The sequence below is a fragment of the Cloacibacterium normanense genome (genome assembly GCF_002943105.1).
GTDB lineage: Bacteria > Bacteroidota > Bacteroidia > Flavobacteriales > Weeksellaceae > Cloacibacterium.
The window spans coordinates 314973-331116 of sequence record NZ_PTPZ01000001.1 but is presented as its reverse complement, the minus strand read 5'-3'; the positions used below and the strand labels follow the sequence as shown (position 1 = coordinate 331116).

The window sequence follows — 16144 nt, the reverse complement described above, 5'->3', positions numbered from 1 at the left end:
TAAAAGTACGAAAATTAATTTCAAACTAAAGGTGGATGAAAAAACTCAGGGTAAAAATCTTGAAAAGTAAAATTAAAGTGATGGATAAAAACTTTCGTTTTTGAAAAATCCTGATGTTCCTGTTCTTGTATCACTAAACTTTCCGTAGGAAGAAATAATTGTAAAAACTCCACTTTCTGAATTTTTGTCGACTCATTTTCAGAAGATTTTGCCATTTCGTGTTTCACGTAGCATTTTCCGTTGCATCGCAAATCAGGCTCAGATTGGTTTTCGCAAAGCTGAGTAGAAATATAGTTGTAATTCACCACATAATCTAATAATGGCAGCACAGAACGTACTGACATCACCAGAAATAAAAATATAGCAATTACAATTCTCATTTTTTAAAGAATAACAAATTTAAGGAATTTTAAATATAACTCTTTGTGATTTTTGTAACTTTGATTAAAGCTTTTAATCCATGAAAAATTTCCTCTTCTTAGTCATCACTATTTTAACATTCAATTCTTGCAAATCAACAAATTACATTAGCAAAAATGATGAAATATTTAATTTAGACAAATCATTAGAAGAAATTATTGAAACTAATGACACTGAAATTTTCAGACTAATCTCGGAAGTTGAAATGTCTGGAAGTTCTGATATTCTTGTGATTGAAAACAAAAATGATGTTTATTCGGTTTATTATCTAGAAAAAGAATTTAAAAAGGTAAAAACTTCAAAGGTTAATATCAGTAGAGAAAAATATGAAAAATTCATCAAAGAACTTAAAGAGTTAAACTTTGAAAATTTAGAAGGATATAAAGAAAATGCAGTTGATGATGGTATAAAATATCGATTTCAATATTATTATAACGGGAAATACAATGTGATTACGAGAAACAACCCTCAAACAGGAAAAGGTTTTGATGGCGTTTTTTTGCGAATTACTAATTTAATGTATTCTTTGAAAAAATAATATAGCGCTCCTACGGAACGCCTTTCTAGTTGGTCATTATTTCTACAAACCTTTCGTTCCTATGGAACTTATTTTATTTGGGAAAATTTTCTACACATATAGCGTTCCTATGGAACGCTTCATAAAAATCTAATCTCTATCATCTAGCTTCCTAAGAATATTTTCCCTTCCATTTTTTTTGCAATTCTTCGCGGATTTTTCTTTCTGTAGCGTTTTCGCCAGGAACATAGAATTGCGTTCCAGAAATTTCATCGGGCAAGAATTCTTGGTTTACAAAATTTCCTTCGTAAGAATGGGCATATTGATATTCTTTGCCATAATCTAAGTCTTTCATCAGTTTTGTAGGTGCATTTCTCAGATGCAACGGAACTGGCAAATTCCCGGTTTGTTTTACAACAGCAAGAGCAGCATCAATCGCTTTATAAGTAGAGTTAGATTTCGGTGAACAAGCCAAATAAACCGCTGTTTCACTCAAAATAATTCTAGATTCAGGATTTCCAATGACATTTACCGCTTGAAAGCAATTATTGGCAACCGTCAAAGCATTTGGATTTGCCAAACCAATATCTTCAGCTGCTAAAATGAGCATTCTGCGTGCTATAAATTTTACATCTTCACCACCCGAAATCATTCTGGCAAGCCAATATACCGCTCCATTTGGGTCAGAACCGCGCATAGATTTGATAAACGCCGAAATAATATCATAGTGCTGATCCCCATTTTTATCATAAAGCGCCATCGTTTCTTGTAAAACCGAAAGTACATCTTCGTTGGTGATTTCTTTTTCTTTTACATTTTTGAATTGATTGAGAACCAATTCTATAGAATTAATGAGTTTTCGAGCATCGCCACCAGAATATTGAATCAGCGCTTCTTTTTCTTTGAGTGTAAAATGTGTTTGTTCTTCTTCATTGTATCTGGAAAGCGCTATTTCTGCGAGTTCTTCTAATTTTTCAAAACTTAGAGACTTCAAAACATACACTTGTGAACGAGAAAGCAACGCCGAAACCACTTCGAAACTTGGATTTTCCGTAGTGGCTCCAATTAAGACTATCCAACCTTTTTCCACCGCTTGAAGCAGTGAGTCTTGTTGAGATTTATTAAAACGGTGAATCTCGTCTATGAACAAAATCGGTGATTTCCCTGTGAAAAGATTCTGTTTATTAGCATCTTCTATCACTTCTCTCACTTCTTTTACTCCAGAAGAAACCGCCGAAAGCTTGAAAAATTTCCTTCCAGAAGTAGAAGAAATAATTTCTGCCAAAGTAGTCTTTCCAGTTCCGGGAGGTCCCCATAAAATGAGAGAATTGAGCGTGTCATTTTCTAGCATTTTACGGATGGTTCCGTTGTTTCCAGAAAGATGTTCTTGCCCTAAAACTTCGTCGAGTGTTTTAGGTCTGAGTTTTTCGGCTAAAGGTATGTTTGGGTTCAAAATTGAGGTTAAGGTTAAGGTTAAGGTTAAGGCTGAGTCGAATTTTCAAAAGTAGATTTTACTTCGTTCCACATATTTTCAGAATCTTCTAATTGATTTTTTTCTATTTGTGTCTTGACAATGTTAATGCTCTGGTTTTTATCTTTCAAAATATAATCTCCTGCAAAATATTTGATTTCCAGTAAATCTTTAAAAGCTATCTTTTTATTTTTTAGTCCAAACAAAACGATTTCTTGAGAAGTAATTTTAAAATATTTTTTGAAAAATTCAAATAAGAAAGTCGACAAATAAAGTAATCCTATAACTACAAATCCATAATGATGCCACATCAGTTTTTCTTCGCCAACTAAATAACTTGCGCCAATAAAAAACCAGAGAATTCCTAAAAATAAATTGAAAAAAAGTCTCTTTTTGCTGTAATTAACTGTCATGGAGAATATTTTGAATTCTTAAATTTCAAATTTATCAATTATTATCCTATTTTTGCAAGGTAATGCTCAATAAAATTCTCATATTTCCGCTCATTGTATTGATCAAAATATATCAATACGGAATTTCTCCATGGTTGGGAAAAAATTGCAGATATGAGCCAACATGTTCGCATTATACCTTGGAAGCATTAAAAGTTCACGGATTTTTTAAAGGAATTTATCTCAGTGCAAAGAGAATTTCTAGCTGTCATCCTTGGGGAGGAAGCGGTTACGATCCTGTTCCGCCCAAAAAAGAGCATCAACATTAAAAAAATACTAACAAATCAATAAAAATATATGAATTTAGCTACGCTATTATATTTCACTTGGGATCCTTCTAAAGGAATAGAAATCGGGACTTTTACCTTACACTATTACAGTTTAATGTTTGTTTTAGCATTCGGAATTGGTTACTATTTATTTGTAAAAATGTTTAAAATAGACCACGAAAGCGAAAAAAGTTTAGACACCATTTTCACTTGGACTTTAATCGGAACGATTCTCGGCGCAAGATTAGGTCACGTAATTTTCTATCAACCAGAATTATTTAAACAAGATTTCTGGAGTGTTTTCTTGCCTATTCAGACGGTTCCAGAATTTAAATTCACGGGATTTTCAGGACTTGCAAGTCACGGTGCGGCGATTGTTTTGGTAGTTTCTACCATTATTATTGCGATAAAAGTTTTGAAGAAAAATCCACTTTGGTTATTAGATAGATTGGCGATTACTGTGGCTTTAGCTGGATTTTTTATCAGAATGGGAAATTTTTTCAACTCAGAAATCGTAGGAAAACCAGCACCAGATTCACCATTTGCTGTATTATTTCATCAACAAAGTATGGAATACGGAGAAATTGTTCCACGCTATCCTACTCAATTGTTTGAGGCATTTTCTTATTTAGCATTATTTTTTGTAATGTGGGGAATTTATCTTTACACGAAGAAAAAATACAGTCAAGGTTGGCTTTTCGGGTTTTTCTTTGCTGTACTTTGGACCATCAGATTTTTAGTAGAATTCTTAAAAGAACCTCAAGGAGAAGAAAAAATTACCCTTGGAATTCTCAATACAGGTCAGGTTTTATCAATTCCACTGGTCATTATAGGATTAGCGGTAATGCTTTATTCTAAAAATTTCAAATACGAAGACAAATTCTAACATCATAAAAAAGGGAAACAGTAAATTGTTTCCCTTTATTTTTGTAAATATTTAAAGACTTCTCCAATATGCTGAATGACATCTGAAGCAAGCATCGCTTCTTTAGAATATTTTTCGGCGGTGAAATCCGCAGCTTTCCCATGAAGCCAAACACCAAAAATCGCTGCATTTTCAGGCGAATAAACTTGTGCTAAAAACGAGGTGATAATCCCCAACAAAACATCTCCACTTCCGCCTTTTGCCAAGCCAGAATTTCCTGTAATATTATAAAATACGTTTCCTTCAGGAGTGATGATTTGGGTATGATGACCTTTGAGAACGATATAAATATTCAATTCTTTTGCCTTTGATTTGGCTAATACTAATCGCTCAAAAGAATCTTTGGATTCTCCAAAAAGTCTAGAAAACTCTTTAGGATGAGGCGTAATAATTGATTTTTTTGGAATTAAATTTAAATTTTCTGGATTTTTGGAAATCAAATTCAACGCATCTGCATCTAAAACCAATGGCTCATTATAATTTTTGAGAAAATGCATTAATTTTTCCTCAGTTTCGTAATCTGTTCCCAATCCAGGACCTATTCCATTCGTAAAATCATTCTCTACCGAAAAATTTTTAATAAAATCTTCTCCACCGTATAAATACATGGCTTCTGGACAAGTGGTTTGCAGAATTTCGTAACCGCATTTTGGCGCCAAAACATAGGTTAATCCGCTCCCGGAATACAAAGCTGATTTCGTGGCCAGAACCGCAGCTCCAATTTTCCCAAAACTTCCCGCTACAATGCATGTTTTGCCATAATTTCCTTTGTGAGAAGTATCTTTTCTTTTTTTATAAATTTTTATTATAATTTCCTCGTCTATAATATAATGTGGCGTTTCAGTATTTTCTATATATTTTTTACTGATTCCGATTTCTAAAATATGAATTTTACCACAATATTCGCTGATTTCTGGATGCAAAAATGATTGTTTGCAGAACTGTAAAGACAAAGTTTCATCTGCTTTGAAAACGACCGCATTTTCGGGCATATTTCCATCGGCAAAGACTCCTGAAGGAATATCAATCGCAATTTTATGAGCATGAATTTGGTTGAGTTTTAGAATGATTTTGGCTACTTCACCTTCGATTTTTCTGTTCAATCCTGTACCGAACAAAGCATCTACAATGATGGAATCTTCATTAATGAAACTCTCATTAAAATCGGTAAAATCTAGAATTCTGATTCCTAAAAACTCTTTTAATCTATGGTGATTGATTTCCGCATCTTTAGACAATTCCTTTTTCGATTTATCCATAAATACATCTACATCAAAACCTTTTTGATAAAGCAATCTGGCTATTGCCAAACCATCTCCTCCATTATTTCCATGACCACAAAAAATAAGAATATTTTGCGTTTTAAGATACTTATGGTGAATAAAATCTGTACAAGCCATCGCTGCTTTTTCCATTAAATGAACAGAAGCAATGGGTTCATTTTTGATGGTAAATAAATCTCCATTTTTAATTTGAGCAGCTGAAAAAATTTTCATAACAGGGATTGTGTTTTACAAATTTACAACAAAAACTAATCAATATAGAGACTGTTTTTATCTAAAATTTTTAACAAATTTCAAAGAATGTTTAGATTAAATTTTTACATTTGTTAAAATATAAATTATAAAACTATGGGATTAATAAAAGAATTTAGAGAATTTATTGCTAAAGGAAATGCAATGGATTTAGCAGTAGGAGTAATTATAGGTGCTGCCTTCGGAAAAATCGTTAGTTCATTGGTAGATGATGTCATCACACCTGCTTTACTAACACCAGCTCTAAAGGCTGCAAACTTAGAAAAAATCCAAGAATTAAAAACTGATGGTGGAATTTTATATGGTAATTTCCTTGCTGCTGTACTCAGCTTTTTGATCATTTCTTTTGTCATCTTTTTATTAATAAAAGTAATTAATACGATGAAAAAGAAAGAAGAACCAGCTCCATCTGCACCTGCAGGACCAACACAAGAAGAACTTTTAGCAGAAATAAGAGATTTATTAAAAAACAAATCAAAAATTTAATACAAAAAGAAACTCCGAAAATTTTCGGAGTTTTTTATTATGAAATTTTTAAAATACTTGCAACCTGCATCGCCAATTCTTCACCAATTCTGTCTTGAGCTTCTAACGTAGACGCTCCAGTATGAGGTGTTAATGAAATTTTAGGATGGGTAAGAATTTTTTCTGATGGTGTAGGTTCATTTACGAAAACATCTAATCCCGCAAAAGAAACTTTACCCGCGTCTAATGCTTCTATTAAGGCTTCTTCATCTATTACGCCACCTCTTGCACAATTGATTAACGCTACTCCATCTTTCATTTTAGCGATTTCTTCTTTGCCGATAATCGCAGATTTTTGAGCAGGAACATGAAGCGTTATAAAGTCCGCTTTTTTTATCACTTCACCGAAAGGTTCGGTTACAATTTCTATATCGATATATTGATTGTTATAGAAATCTACTCTTACACTTGTTTTATCAATCATTACATCAGAAGCAACTACTTTCATTCCTAATCCTAGCGCGATTCTTGCTACTTCTTGACCAATTCTACCCAATCCAACAATACCAATGGTTTTCCCTCTTAATTCTAAACCTTTTTCATAAGATTTCTTAAGTTTCGCAAATTCTGCTTGACCCGAAAAAGGCATTTTTCTATTAGAATCTTGTAAAAATCTGCATCCTGTAAATAAATGTGCAAAAACCAATTCTGCCACGCTTTCAGAGGAAGCAGCTGGTGTATTGATTACATGAAGTCCTTTTTCTCTAGCGTATGCTACTTCTATGTTATCCATTCCTACTCCACCTCTTCCTATGATTTGTAGAGATGGGCAGTTATCTATGATTTCCTTAGTCACCTTAGTTGCACTTCTTACCAAAAGTGTGCTGATTTTTTCTGCATTGATGTAAGAAACAAGTTCTTCTTGAGGAACTTTTTCTGTAATTACCGTGAATCCTTTTTCTTCTAAAGCATTGATTCCTGATAGTGTCAATCCATCATTTGCTAATACCTTCATTTATATTTTTTTTAGATTAATCGTTAAAAATTTAGAATCTATAAATTCTTGTTGCTCAAAAATTTTGTCTTTAACAAGAATTTCAGCCGCAGCATTTGTATATTATGCTCCAATATCTGATTTTCAAGTTGCAAAGTTAGAGAAAATTATAGATATTAAATCCCTAATTAATAAAGGTTTTTTAAAAATTTTACGCACAAAAAAGCTATGTAAAGTATAAAAAATTCAAATTTCTAAAATCAATTCTTTATCTCGTAGATTATCATTAAATTTGAGAAGTCGAACAATTATGGAAGAAAAAGTAGTTTTAGTTACCGAAAATGATGAAGTTCTAGGCTTGATGGAAAAACAGCAAGCACATATCAATGGTTTGTTGCACCGAGCGTTTTCTGTATTTTTATTTAATTCAAAAGGCGAAATGCTACTCCAGAAAAGAGCTGCCGAAAAATACCATTCTCCCAATCAATGGACGAATGCTTGTTGCTCCCATCCTAGAGCGAATGAAACCTATGAAGAAGCAGCCAAAAGAAGATTAAAAGAAGAATTGGGAATAGATACAGAAATTTCTGAAAAATTCTATTTTATTTATAAAGCAGATGTAGGTGGAAATCTTTGGGAGCACGAATTAGACCATGTTTTCGTAGGAAATTACGAGGGAGATTTTCAACTCAATTTAGAAGAAGTAGCCGAAGTAAGATATATTTCTATGGAAAATTTAGACCAAGAAATGAAACAAAACCCTGAACATTTTACTGAATGGTTTAAAATCATTTTAGAAGAATACAAGCATCATCTTTAAGGTAGAGGTAGATGTAGAGGTAAAGGTAAAGGTAAAGGTAAAGGTAGAGGCAAAGGTTAAAAATTAAATAATATCTTTTATCAAGTTAAAAAAATAAAAAATGGATAAAAAAACAGCGCTGTATAACAAGCACGTTTCTTTAGGAGCTAAAATGGTTCCTTTCGCAGGTTTTGAAATGCCTGTACAATATTCTGGCGTTACAGAAGAGCATTTTGCTGTACGCGAAAAAGTAGGAATTTTTGATGTTTCACACATGGGACAATTTTATGTAGAAGGATCAGAAGCTAAAAACTTACTCCAATTTATCACATCCAATAATGTAGAAAAACTGACGAACGGACAAGCACAATATTCTTGTCTACCGAATGGAAAAGGCGGAATAGTAGACGATTTAATCGTTTATAAAATGAATGACGAAAAATATTTTGTAGTAGTAAACGCTTCTAACATCGAAAAAGATTGGAATCACTTTTCTCATTATAATGAAAAATTCGGAGCTCAATTAAGCAATATTTCAGATGAAACTTCTCTTATTGCGATTCAAGGTCCGAAAGCTGTAGAAACCCTTCAAAAACTTACCGACACCAATCTTTCTGAAATTCCTTACTATCATTTTACGGTAGGAACTGTAGCAGGTGTAGAAAATGTAATTATTTCAAACACTGGCTATACAGGAAGTGGCGGTTTTGAAATTTATTTCGGAAACGAAAATGCAGAAAAACTTTGGGATGAATTGACAAAAGCAGGGGAAGAATTCGGACTTATTCCTTGTGGTTTGGCTTCTAGAGATACTTTGAGACTAGAGAAAGGTTTCTGTTTATACGGAAATGATATTGATGATACCACTTCTCCATTAGAAGCTGGATTAGGCTGGATTACTAAATTCGACAAAGAATTTGTAGATAAAGAATTCCTTTTAAAACAAAAAGAAGAAGGCGTTTCTAGAAAATTAGTAGGCTTCGAAATGCAGGAAAAAGCCATTCCTAGACATGATTATTTGGTGGTAGATGCAAAAGGAAATGAAATCGGGAAAGTAACTTCTGGAACCATGAGTCCTTTGAAAAAAGTAGGAGTTGGTCTTGCTTATGTAGCTAAACCTTACTTCAAATTAGATTCTGAAATCTTTATTCAAATCAGAAATAAAAATATTCCTGCTAAAGTGGTAAAATTACCATTTGTATAAGGAAATTTTTATAACATACTCAAAAAGCAGTTCTTTTCGAACTGCTTTTTTATTTTAATTTTTCTCTTAAAAGTTCAATATTTTTCTTGTCACTTCCTATAAAAATCTCTTGACTGATGATAAAAACTGGGCGTTTTAGAAAACGATAATCCTCTAAAATCAGTTTTTTAAAATCTTCTTCTTGTAAAGATTTCACCTCTATATTTCGTTCCTTGATTTGAGTAGATTTTTTGCTAAAAAGCGCTTCATAAGAATTGGACAAGTCATACATTTCTTGTAATTCTTCCTCAGAAACAGCTTTTGATTTGATTTCTCTTTGTTCAAAATCAGTTAAGTCGAATTCAGACATGATTCTTTTGCAAGTGCTGCAAGTCTTTAAAAAATATACTTTTTTCATCTTTCAAAAATAAGATTAATCTCTATATTTCAAAAATTATTGAATATCTTTATTCAAATTTTAGAGCAAATGAGCAACAAGACTATTTTTCAGTTTATTTCTGAGCCTGGAGACGTAAATTATGGCGGAAATGTACACGGTGGAAGCGTAATGAAATGGATAGACCAAGCTGGTTATGCATGTGCAAGTTCTTGGAGTTCTAGTTATTGTGTCACGGTTTATGTAGGTGGAATCAGGTTCTTTTCGCCTATAAAAATTGGTCACATTGTAAAAGTAGAAGCCGAAGTAATTTACACCGGCAAAAGCAGTATGCATATTGCCATCAATGTATTTTCTAGAAATATAAAACGCAAAGAATTTGAGAAAAAAACACATTGCATCATCGTTTTTGTGGCAGTAGATGACGAAGGAAACACCATAGAAGTTCCCAAATTCATCCCTGAAACTGAACAGGAAAAACAAATGGAACAATACGCCATCAAACTGATGGATCTAAGGAAACAAATAGAAGACGAAATGAAACCGTTCTTGTAAGCCGCAAAACAGTTTCTATCCGTCCCAAGTTGGGAAAAGTTGAACCAAAAATATTTCTATTCATCCCAAATTAGGAAAGTTTAAAGTAAAACAATTTCTCTCCGTCCCAAGTTGGGAAAGTTTCAATCAAAAGAATTTCTCTTCATCCCAATTCAGGAAAGGTTAAATCAAATTATTTTTACACTCTCAGAATCTATTATTTGTAAAAATTTGCAATAAAAAAACTCCTCTCGAAAATTTGAAAGGAGTTTTAATTTGTTATTTTGAAGAGTAATTATCTTGCGATATTTACGGCTCTCGTTTCTCTGATTACCGTCACTTTTACCTGACCAGGGTAAGTTAACTCATTCTGAATTTTTTCAGAAATGTCATAAGAAAGTTGATGAGCCACTTCATCTGTTACTTTTGCAGATTCTACCATCACTCTCAATTCTCTACCTGCTTGAATCGCAAATGCACTAGACACGCCATCAAAGCTTAATGCAGCAGCTTCTAAGTCTTTTAACCTTTGGATATAAGATTCTAAAACTTGTCTTCTAGCTCCTGGTCTTGCTCCAGAAATCGCATCGGCTACTTGAATTATTGGTGATAATAAAGAAGTCATTTCTACCTCGTCATGGTGCGCTCCAATTGCATTTACTACTTCTGGATTTTCTCCAAATTTCTCAGCCCATTGCATTCCTAAAAGTGCGTGAGGAAGTTCTGATTCTTGCTCAGGAACCTTACCAATATCGTGTAATAAACCTGCTCTTTTTGCTAATTTTACGTTTAAGCCTAATTCAGCAGCCATAGTAGCAGCGATATTTGCCACTTCTCTAGAGTGCTGTAGTAAGTTTTGACCATAAGAAGAACGGAATTTCATTCTACCTACGATTTTAACCAATTCTGGATGTAAACCGTGAATTCCTAAATCAATGATGGTTCTTTTCCCCACTTCTATGATTTCTTCTTCTATTTGTTTACGCGTTTTTTCTACAACTTCTTCTATTCTCGCTGGGTGAATTCTACCGTCTGTTACCAATCTGTGAAGTGATAATCTAGCCACTTCTCTTCTTACTGGGTCAAAACAAGAAAGCAAAATAGCTTCTGGAGTATCATCTACGATGATTTCTACACCTGTTGCAGCTTCTAGCGCTCTGATATTTCTACCTTCTCTACCGATGATTCTACCTTTTACCTCATCAGATTCTATATTAAATACAGACACTGAATTTTCTACTGCTTGTTCTGTACCAATTCTCTGAATGGTTTGAATCACAATTTTTCTTGCCTCATTTTTAGCGTTCAATTGCGCTTCTTCCATGATAGATTGAACGTGAGCCTGAGCTTTGGTTTTCGCTTCAGCTTTCATAGACTCTACGAGTTCTGCTTTTGCTTCTTCTGCCGAATAGTTAGAAATTTTTTCTAACATTTCTACTTTTTGAGCAATTGCTACGTCTAATTCTTGTTGTTTTTTCTGTACGATTTCATGTTTTTTATCGTACTCTGCTTTTTGTCTTTCTAAATCTTTTTCTAGTTTTCCGGTTTTAGAAAGTTCGTCATTTAGTTTTTGTTCTTTGTCTCTAATTCTTTTCTCAGCTTCTTGCATTTTTTTCTCACGACTGTTAATGTTTTCGTCATGCTGAGATTTGAGTTCTAAGAATTTTACTTTTGCTTGAGCTTCTTTTTCTTTTTTAATAGCTTCAGCCTTTACATTCGCGTTTTCTATAATGTTTTCGGCGCTTTTTTTAGCATCTTTCACGATGAATTTAGCTTTAGAGTTTAGGGAACTTTTTGCGAACAACGTTCCTGCAACCAAACCTAAAATCAGGCAAACAGCACCGATAATAATAGTGGTTAAATCCATATATATCGAGTTTTAATTGTCAATTACTTAATTTTTAAAAATAAAAAACCTACAACAGTTCAGTGATATAGAGTAAACTCCTAATCAACACGATTTGAACTGTTTTCTATGCTCTGTAATCTGCGTAAAGCAGCACGCCATTGCAAAGACATTCGTTCGGTAATTGTTTAGCGTTGAGTTTACCTGTAATGTGTTAGAACTATTGTAGGCAAGTTTTTATAGAAAAGTTTTTACTTTTCTAATTCATCTAATTGCTGATTAATTTGCATTAATCTATCATTAGCATTTTTTATAATTTTTTCTGAGTTAAGTTGATGTACTTCTGCATTTGCTCCTAATTTTAGGGCGCACATTGCGAGTGCATCTTGTTTATCCTTAACATCAAAATTAGCTTCAAATTCTCTAATCATTCCTTCTATCTGTTTCCCTACTCTACGAAGTGTTTCTTCTTCGGCGGCAGGAACATTAAGAGGATAATTTCTTCCGGCAATGTTTATGGTAATTCTTCTTACTTCCATTACAAGCCACTATTTTGAAGTTGTGCAATACAAGCATCTATTTCTTTGACCAATCTATTGATATGATTTTTCATCAATCGATTGTGGTCTGGATTGCCAGATATTGCTGAGATTAATTTTATTTTTTTTTGCTCTTCTGTTAACTCCTGATTTCTCTTATGCTCTTCTTCATATTTAACTTTCAGATTTTCAAAGTCTTCTGAGAGAATAGCATGCTTTTCTAAAAGATTTTGATAACTTTTATTCATCTCAAAAATCTTTTTTTCAAGTAAAGAAAAATTATTCTCTAATTCTTTAAGCATTTCAGGTGTTAGTTCTAACTAATGCAAAAATATAAAAAAAATAATCAGTTAAACAGAAATTTAATAATAATTTAAAGCAAAACTTTAAATAAAAAAAGAAGACTCCTTAGAATCTTCTTTAAATCAAATATTTAGAAAAATTTTTCTTATTCAAATTTCAATACAAACATGAAAGCTCTTGTTTGCATGGTAGAGATTGCTGCCGTCCAATAAGGTGGCGTTCCAGCGTTATCTGCTACAATTTCGTTATTAAAGGCAAAGGTTCCTCTAAAAGCTGGAGTTAACTTAAATCTTGAGAAATAAAACTGTATTCCTGCTTCTGCGCTCCATGCAAAATTATGGGTTGTACTTCTGAAAATTCCTTGTTGATTGTCATCTGTAGCACTAGAATTAGACTGTAAGTTCACCATATAATTAAGTCCAGCTGCTGCATAAGGTCTAGAATTATACCATCTGTCTGCATGAATTTCTAGCATAATCGGGATGTCTACATACGTAGATTTCACTCTTCTTACCATATCTGCTTCAGTAAGCGTTTTTGGTGTAAAAGGATTACTAGCATCTGCAGCATATTGGTCGTTTGATTGTGTATTAAAAGTAAGTTCTCTTTCTACAAATTGTAAACCTGGCTCTATTCTTAAATCAAAGTTGTCATTCAATCTCATTCTCCCAATTAAACCAGCTCCAAAACTGTAAGTAGGTTTGGTTTGAACAAGATTTACTTTGTCTTCCATTCCATATTTTGGGTCTAGAACGAGTTTATAGTCAAATTGGTTAAGATTTAAATAAAAACCATAACTGTATTGATAAGAATCTTGCTCTTGTCTTCTATCTTGTCTATCTCGGTTTCTAAATTGAGCTTGAGTAAACAAAAACATTCCTAAAAAAAGGAGCGAGAATGTTTTGATTAACGTTTTTTTCATGGGTGATTATTTGGTCGCTTTATAAATGGTAGCTATCCCTAAACTTAGTTTTTTATATTCTACTTTGCTGTATCCTGTGTCTAGTAAAATTTGTTTCATTTTTTCGCCAAAAGGAAAAGCATTTACAGAATCTGGCAAATACGTATATGCTCTATTATCTTTAGAAACTAATTTACCGATTTGCGGTAAAATATTTTTAAAATAAAACATATAAAATGGCGCTAAAAACCCTTCTACTTTTGAAAATTCCAGAATATAAACGCTAGAATTTTCTTTCACAACTCTTCTTAGCTCGGCTAAACCTTTTTCTAAATTTTCGAAATTTCTTACTCCAAATGCAACGGAAACTGCATCGAATTTATTATCCTCAAAAGGAAGATTTTCTGCATCTCCTTTTTGCATTGATATCTTTTGGTCTAAATTTAGTTTTTTAATTTTATCAATTCCTACGTTCAGCATTTGCTGAGAAAGGTCTAAACCTACTACTTCTGCTCCAGTTCCTTTTTGTACAGCTATAGCAAGATCTCCTGTTCCTGTCGCTACATCTAGTACGAGTTTTGGAGCATCTTTATTCATCCATTTCACTAAAGTATTTCTCCAAAGTACGTCTATTTTCATCGATAAAACATGATTTAACAAATCATATTTCGGAGCGATGTTATCAAACATATCTTCTACTTCCGTTTTTTTACTTTGATCGGTATTGTATGGTTTTACTTGCATGTATTTATTAATAAGTATTGAGTAATATTTTTAGCTAACTTTTTCCTAGGTGTATTATTGATAATTTTCTTTGTAGAACAGTTTAAAATCTTCTTTTCTATAAATTTTAGTTCTAGATTCTACTTTATCAATATTTTTAATGACTTTATCATAATCTTCGTCTACATTATAATAAAAATCTTCTATGTATAATTTTTTATGCTTGGTAACATGCCCAGGAAGTTTTACGCCGTCCATTTCAAAAGTACTCGCCATTAAAAGGGAATCTTTATTAGGAATATAGCCATAAAACTGACGGTGTACAAAATATTCTTCTCCGGCAATATTCAATAAACCTCTGTATTGTGAAACATTGAAAGCAGAATCAAAAAGAAGCTTCTTTTTATCATCGAAAACCTTAATACTGTTTTGTTTCCCTCTGTTAAGGTCTACTTTTACGAACTGACCAGAAGTAATGATTTTTTCTTCGCCGTTATTAATCTTAAAATAAAAGGTTTTAGTAGTAGGATTATCTACTAAATATTCATTTTTCTTTGCTAAAAATAAATAATAAATTCCAAAGGCAATTAGCATTACACTTGCCGAGACAATAAGCCCAATAAGAGGAGCATTTTTTTTCATATTTAAAAAAATATTGAGAATTGCAAAGTTAATAATTATTTTCTATGCGTTTGTTATGATTTAATTTATAAATTTGCCCCTTAATTATAAATGTAATATAGAAATTATGCCAAGTTCAGTAATTGTAGGTTCAGGTAGTTGCATTCCAGAAAGAGTAATTGATGGCTCTCATTTTATCAACTCTAAGTTTTATACAGACGCAGGAGATTTTATTGATAAACCCAATGAAGAAATTATTAAAAAATTTGTAGACATCACAGAAATTGAAGAAAGAAGATATCTGAGAAATGACCAATTTAATTCTGACCTTGGTGTACAAGCTGCTAAAGAAGCCATTTATGACGCTAAAATAGAAAAAGAAGACCTCGATTATATCATTTTCGCGAGTAATTTTGGAGAAGTTTCTGCTAACGGAATGGCGAATTTCATGCCGAATATGGCGGCAAGAGTAAAACACAAATTGGGCATTAAGAACAGAAAATGCATCACTTATGACATGATTTTCGGTTGTCCAGGTTGGGTAGAAGCGATGATTTTAGCAGACGATTTAATTAAACTAGGAAAAGCAAAAACCATTTTAGTAATTGGTGGTGAAACATTAAGTCGTGTAACTGACCCATTTGACAGAAATAAAATGATTTTCGCAGATGGAGCTGGAGCTGTAGTTTTACAAAAATCTGAACAAGAAAACGTGGGAATTATTGCTACCAATACCGTTTGTGACAATGCAGAAGAACTTTTGTATTTAGAAAATTCTCATTCGCTTAATCCAGAAGCAGACCAAGAAAAAATGTATATCAGAATGCATGGTCGTAAAATTTACGAATATGCTCTCAAAAATGTTCCTGCTGCGGTAAAAGAAACAATGGATAATGCTCAAATTGGCATAGAAGACATTGATAAAATCTTAATGCACCAAGCCAATGCAAAAATGGATCATGCAATGGTTTCTAGATTGTACAAATTATACGGAAAATCAGAATATGATGAAAATGTGTCTCCTATGACGATTCAATATTTAGGAAATTCTTCTGTAGCCACTATTCCTACGATGTTTGATTTAATTGCAAAAGGAGAAATGAAAGGTCATTCTTTCAAAAAAGGTGGTTACGTAGTAATGGGTTCTGTAGGTGCAGGAATGAACATCAACTGTATTGTTTACAAAATGCCTTAATCAGAATTCTGAAACAAAATATACAAAACTTCGACTACTTAACTTGTCGGAGTTT

20 protein-coding genes are annotated in these 16144 nt (G+C 32.7%); 8 read left to right on the top strand and 12 right to left on the bottom strand.

Going from position 1 to position 16144, the window contains the following annotated elements; genetic code table 11:
• Positions 1 to 20: 20 nt before the first annotated feature.
• The gene (locus tag C3729_RS01515; RefSeq protein WP_104792519.1) at positions 21 to 380 is read right to left on the bottom strand and encodes a hypothetical protein; all 360 of its coding nucleotides are present in this window, start codon (positions 378 to 380) and stop codon (positions 21 to 23) included.
• An 80-nt stretch (positions 381 to 460) separates the two neighbouring features.
• Between C3729_RS01515 and C3729_RS01510 the strand changes: the two genes are divergently transcribed.
• Complete coding sequence (locus C3729_RS01510) at positions 461 to 958, top strand: hypothetical protein (RefSeq protein WP_104792518.1); 498 nt, start codon at positions 461 to 463, stop codon at positions 956 to 958.
• Positions 959 to 1109: 151 nt separating this feature from the next.
• Here the strand turns inward: C3729_RS01510 and C3729_RS01505 are convergent, their stop codons facing one another.
• Complete coding sequence (locus C3729_RS01505) at positions 1110 to 2390, bottom strand: replication-associated recombination protein A (RefSeq protein WP_104792517.1); 1281 nt, start codon at positions 2388 to 2390, stop codon at positions 1110 to 1112.
• Positions 2391 to 2416: 26 nt separating this feature from the next.
• Positions 2417 to 2821: a hypothetical protein gene (locus C3729_RS01500; RefSeq protein WP_104792516.1), complete on the bottom strand. Its 405-nt coding sequence runs from the start codon at positions 2819 to 2821 to the stop codon at positions 2417 to 2419.
• Between the two features lie 62 nt (positions 2822 to 2883).
• On the opposite strand from C3729_RS01500, the gene yidD reads away from it, so the two are divergent.
• Together yidD and lgt are read left to right on the top strand one after the other, a co-directional pair.
• Positions 2884 to 3129 carry a membrane protein insertion efficiency factor YidD gene (gene yidD, locus C3729_RS01495; RefSeq protein ID WP_104792515.1) on the top strand — a complete coding sequence of 82 codons (246 nt, stop codon included), beginning with the start codon at positions 2884 to 2886 and terminating at the stop codon, positions 3127 to 3129.
• A gap of 28 nt (positions 3130 to 3157) precedes the next feature.
• Positions 3158 to 4015, top strand: a complete 858-nt coding sequence (gene lgt / locus C3729_RS01490; RefSeq protein ID WP_104792514.1) for a prolipoprotein diacylglyceryl transferase — start codon at positions 3158 to 3160, stop codon at positions 4013 to 4015.
• Positions 4016 to 4050: 35 nt separating this feature from the next.
• Here lgt and C3729_RS01485 read toward each other — a convergent pair whose 3' ends face one another.
• Complete coding sequence (locus C3729_RS01485) at positions 4051 to 5550, bottom strand: NAD(P)H-hydrate dehydratase (protein ID WP_104792513.1); 1500 nt, start codon at positions 5548 to 5550, stop codon at positions 4051 to 4053.
• A 135-nt stretch (positions 5551 to 5685) separates the two neighbouring features.
• Here C3729_RS01485 and mscL point away from each other — a divergent pair, with 135 nt between their 5' ends.
• Complete coding sequence (gene mscL, locus C3729_RS01480; RefSeq protein WP_104792512.1) at positions 5686 to 6075, top strand: large-conductance mechanosensitive channel protein MscL; 390 nt, start codon at positions 5686 to 5688, stop codon at positions 6073 to 6075.
• A gap of 37 nt (positions 6076 to 6112) precedes the next feature.
• Here mscL and C3729_RS01475 read toward each other — a convergent pair whose 3' ends face one another.
• Positions 6113 to 7069 (bottom strand): D-2-hydroxyacid dehydrogenase, encoded by a 957-nt coding sequence (locus C3729_RS01475; protein ID WP_104792511.1) that lies wholly within the window; start codon positions 7067 to 7069, stop codon positions 6113 to 6115.
• A 289-nt stretch (positions 7070 to 7358) separates the two neighbouring features.
• Here C3729_RS01475 and idi point away from each other — a divergent pair, with 289 nt between their 5' ends.
• Entirely contained in the window at positions 7359 to 7868 is a 510-nt protein-coding gene (idi, locus tag C3729_RS01470; protein WP_104792510.1) for an isopentenyl-diphosphate Delta-isomerase, read from the top strand.
• 100 nt (positions 7869 to 7968) lie between these two features.
• Positions 7969 to 9051 carry a glycine cleavage system aminomethyltransferase GcvT gene (gene gcvT / locus C3729_RS01465; RefSeq protein ID WP_104792509.1) on the top strand — a complete coding sequence of 361 codons (1083 nt, stop codon included), beginning with the start codon at positions 7969 to 7971 and terminating at the stop codon, positions 9049 to 9051.
• A 49-nt stretch (positions 9052 to 9100) separates the two neighbouring features.
• Here gcvT and C3729_RS01460 read toward each other — a convergent pair whose 3' ends face one another.
• Complete coding sequence (locus tag C3729_RS01460; protein ID WP_104792508.1) at positions 9101 to 9448, bottom strand: arsenate reductase family protein; 348 nt, start codon at positions 9446 to 9448, stop codon at positions 9101 to 9103.
• A 69-nt stretch (positions 9449 to 9517) separates the two neighbouring features.
• Here C3729_RS01460 and C3729_RS01455 point away from each other — a divergent pair, with 69 nt between their 5' ends.
• Positions 9518 to 9982: an acyl-CoA thioesterase gene (locus C3729_RS01455; RefSeq protein WP_104792787.1), complete on the top strand. Its 465-nt coding sequence runs from the start codon at positions 9518 to 9520 to the stop codon at positions 9980 to 9982.
• Positions 9983 to 10256: 274 nt separating this feature from the next.
• Here C3729_RS01455 and rny read toward each other — a convergent pair whose 3' ends face one another.
• The 6 genes from rny to C3729_RS01425 all read right to left on the bottom strand — a co-directional run bounded on the left by rny (position 10257) and on the right by C3729_RS01425 (position 14915).
• Complete coding sequence (gene rny / locus C3729_RS01450; RefSeq protein WP_104792507.1) at positions 10257 to 11828, bottom strand: ribonuclease Y; 1572 nt, start codon at positions 11826 to 11828, stop codon at positions 10257 to 10259.
• A 230-nt stretch (positions 11829 to 12058) separates the two neighbouring features.
• Positions 12059 to 12346 (bottom strand): cell division protein ZapA, encoded by a 288-nt coding sequence (locus C3729_RS01445; RefSeq protein ID WP_104792506.1) that lies wholly within the window; start codon positions 12344 to 12346, stop codon positions 12059 to 12061.
• Positions 12346 to 12648, bottom strand: a complete 303-nt coding sequence (locus C3729_RS01440) for a hypothetical protein (protein WP_069796602.1) — start codon at positions 12646 to 12648, stop codon at positions 12346 to 12348. The genes C3729_RS01445 and C3729_RS01440 overlap by 1 nt, the downstream gene beginning before the upstream one ends.
• A 146-nt stretch (positions 12649 to 12794) precedes the next feature.
• Positions 12795 to 13571: a porin family protein gene (locus C3729_RS01435; RefSeq protein ID WP_104792505.1), complete on the bottom strand. Its 777-nt coding sequence runs from the start codon at positions 13569 to 13571 to the stop codon at positions 12795 to 12797.
• 6 nt (positions 13572 to 13577) lie between these two features.
• The gene (ubiE, locus tag C3729_RS01430; RefSeq protein WP_104792504.1) at positions 13578 to 14294 is read right to left on the bottom strand and encodes a bifunctional demethylmenaquinone methyltransferase/2-methoxy-6-polyprenyl-1,4-benzoquinol methylase UbiE; all 717 of its coding nucleotides are present in this window, start codon (positions 14292 to 14294) and stop codon (positions 13578 to 13580) included.
• Between the two features lie 54 nt (positions 14295 to 14348).
• Complete coding sequence (locus tag C3729_RS01425) at positions 14349 to 14915, bottom strand: hypothetical protein (RefSeq protein ID WP_104792503.1); 567 nt, start codon at positions 14913 to 14915, stop codon at positions 14349 to 14351.
• A gap of 106 nt (positions 14916 to 15021) precedes the next feature.
• Here C3729_RS01425 and C3729_RS01420 point away from each other — a divergent pair, with 106 nt between their 5' ends.
• Positions 15022 to 16089 carry a 3-oxoacyl-ACP synthase III family protein gene (locus C3729_RS01420; RefSeq protein WP_104792502.1) on the top strand — a complete coding sequence of 356 codons (1068 nt, stop codon included), beginning with the start codon at positions 15022 to 15024 and terminating at the stop codon, positions 16087 to 16089.
• Positions 16090 to 16144: the final 55 nt, after the last annotated feature.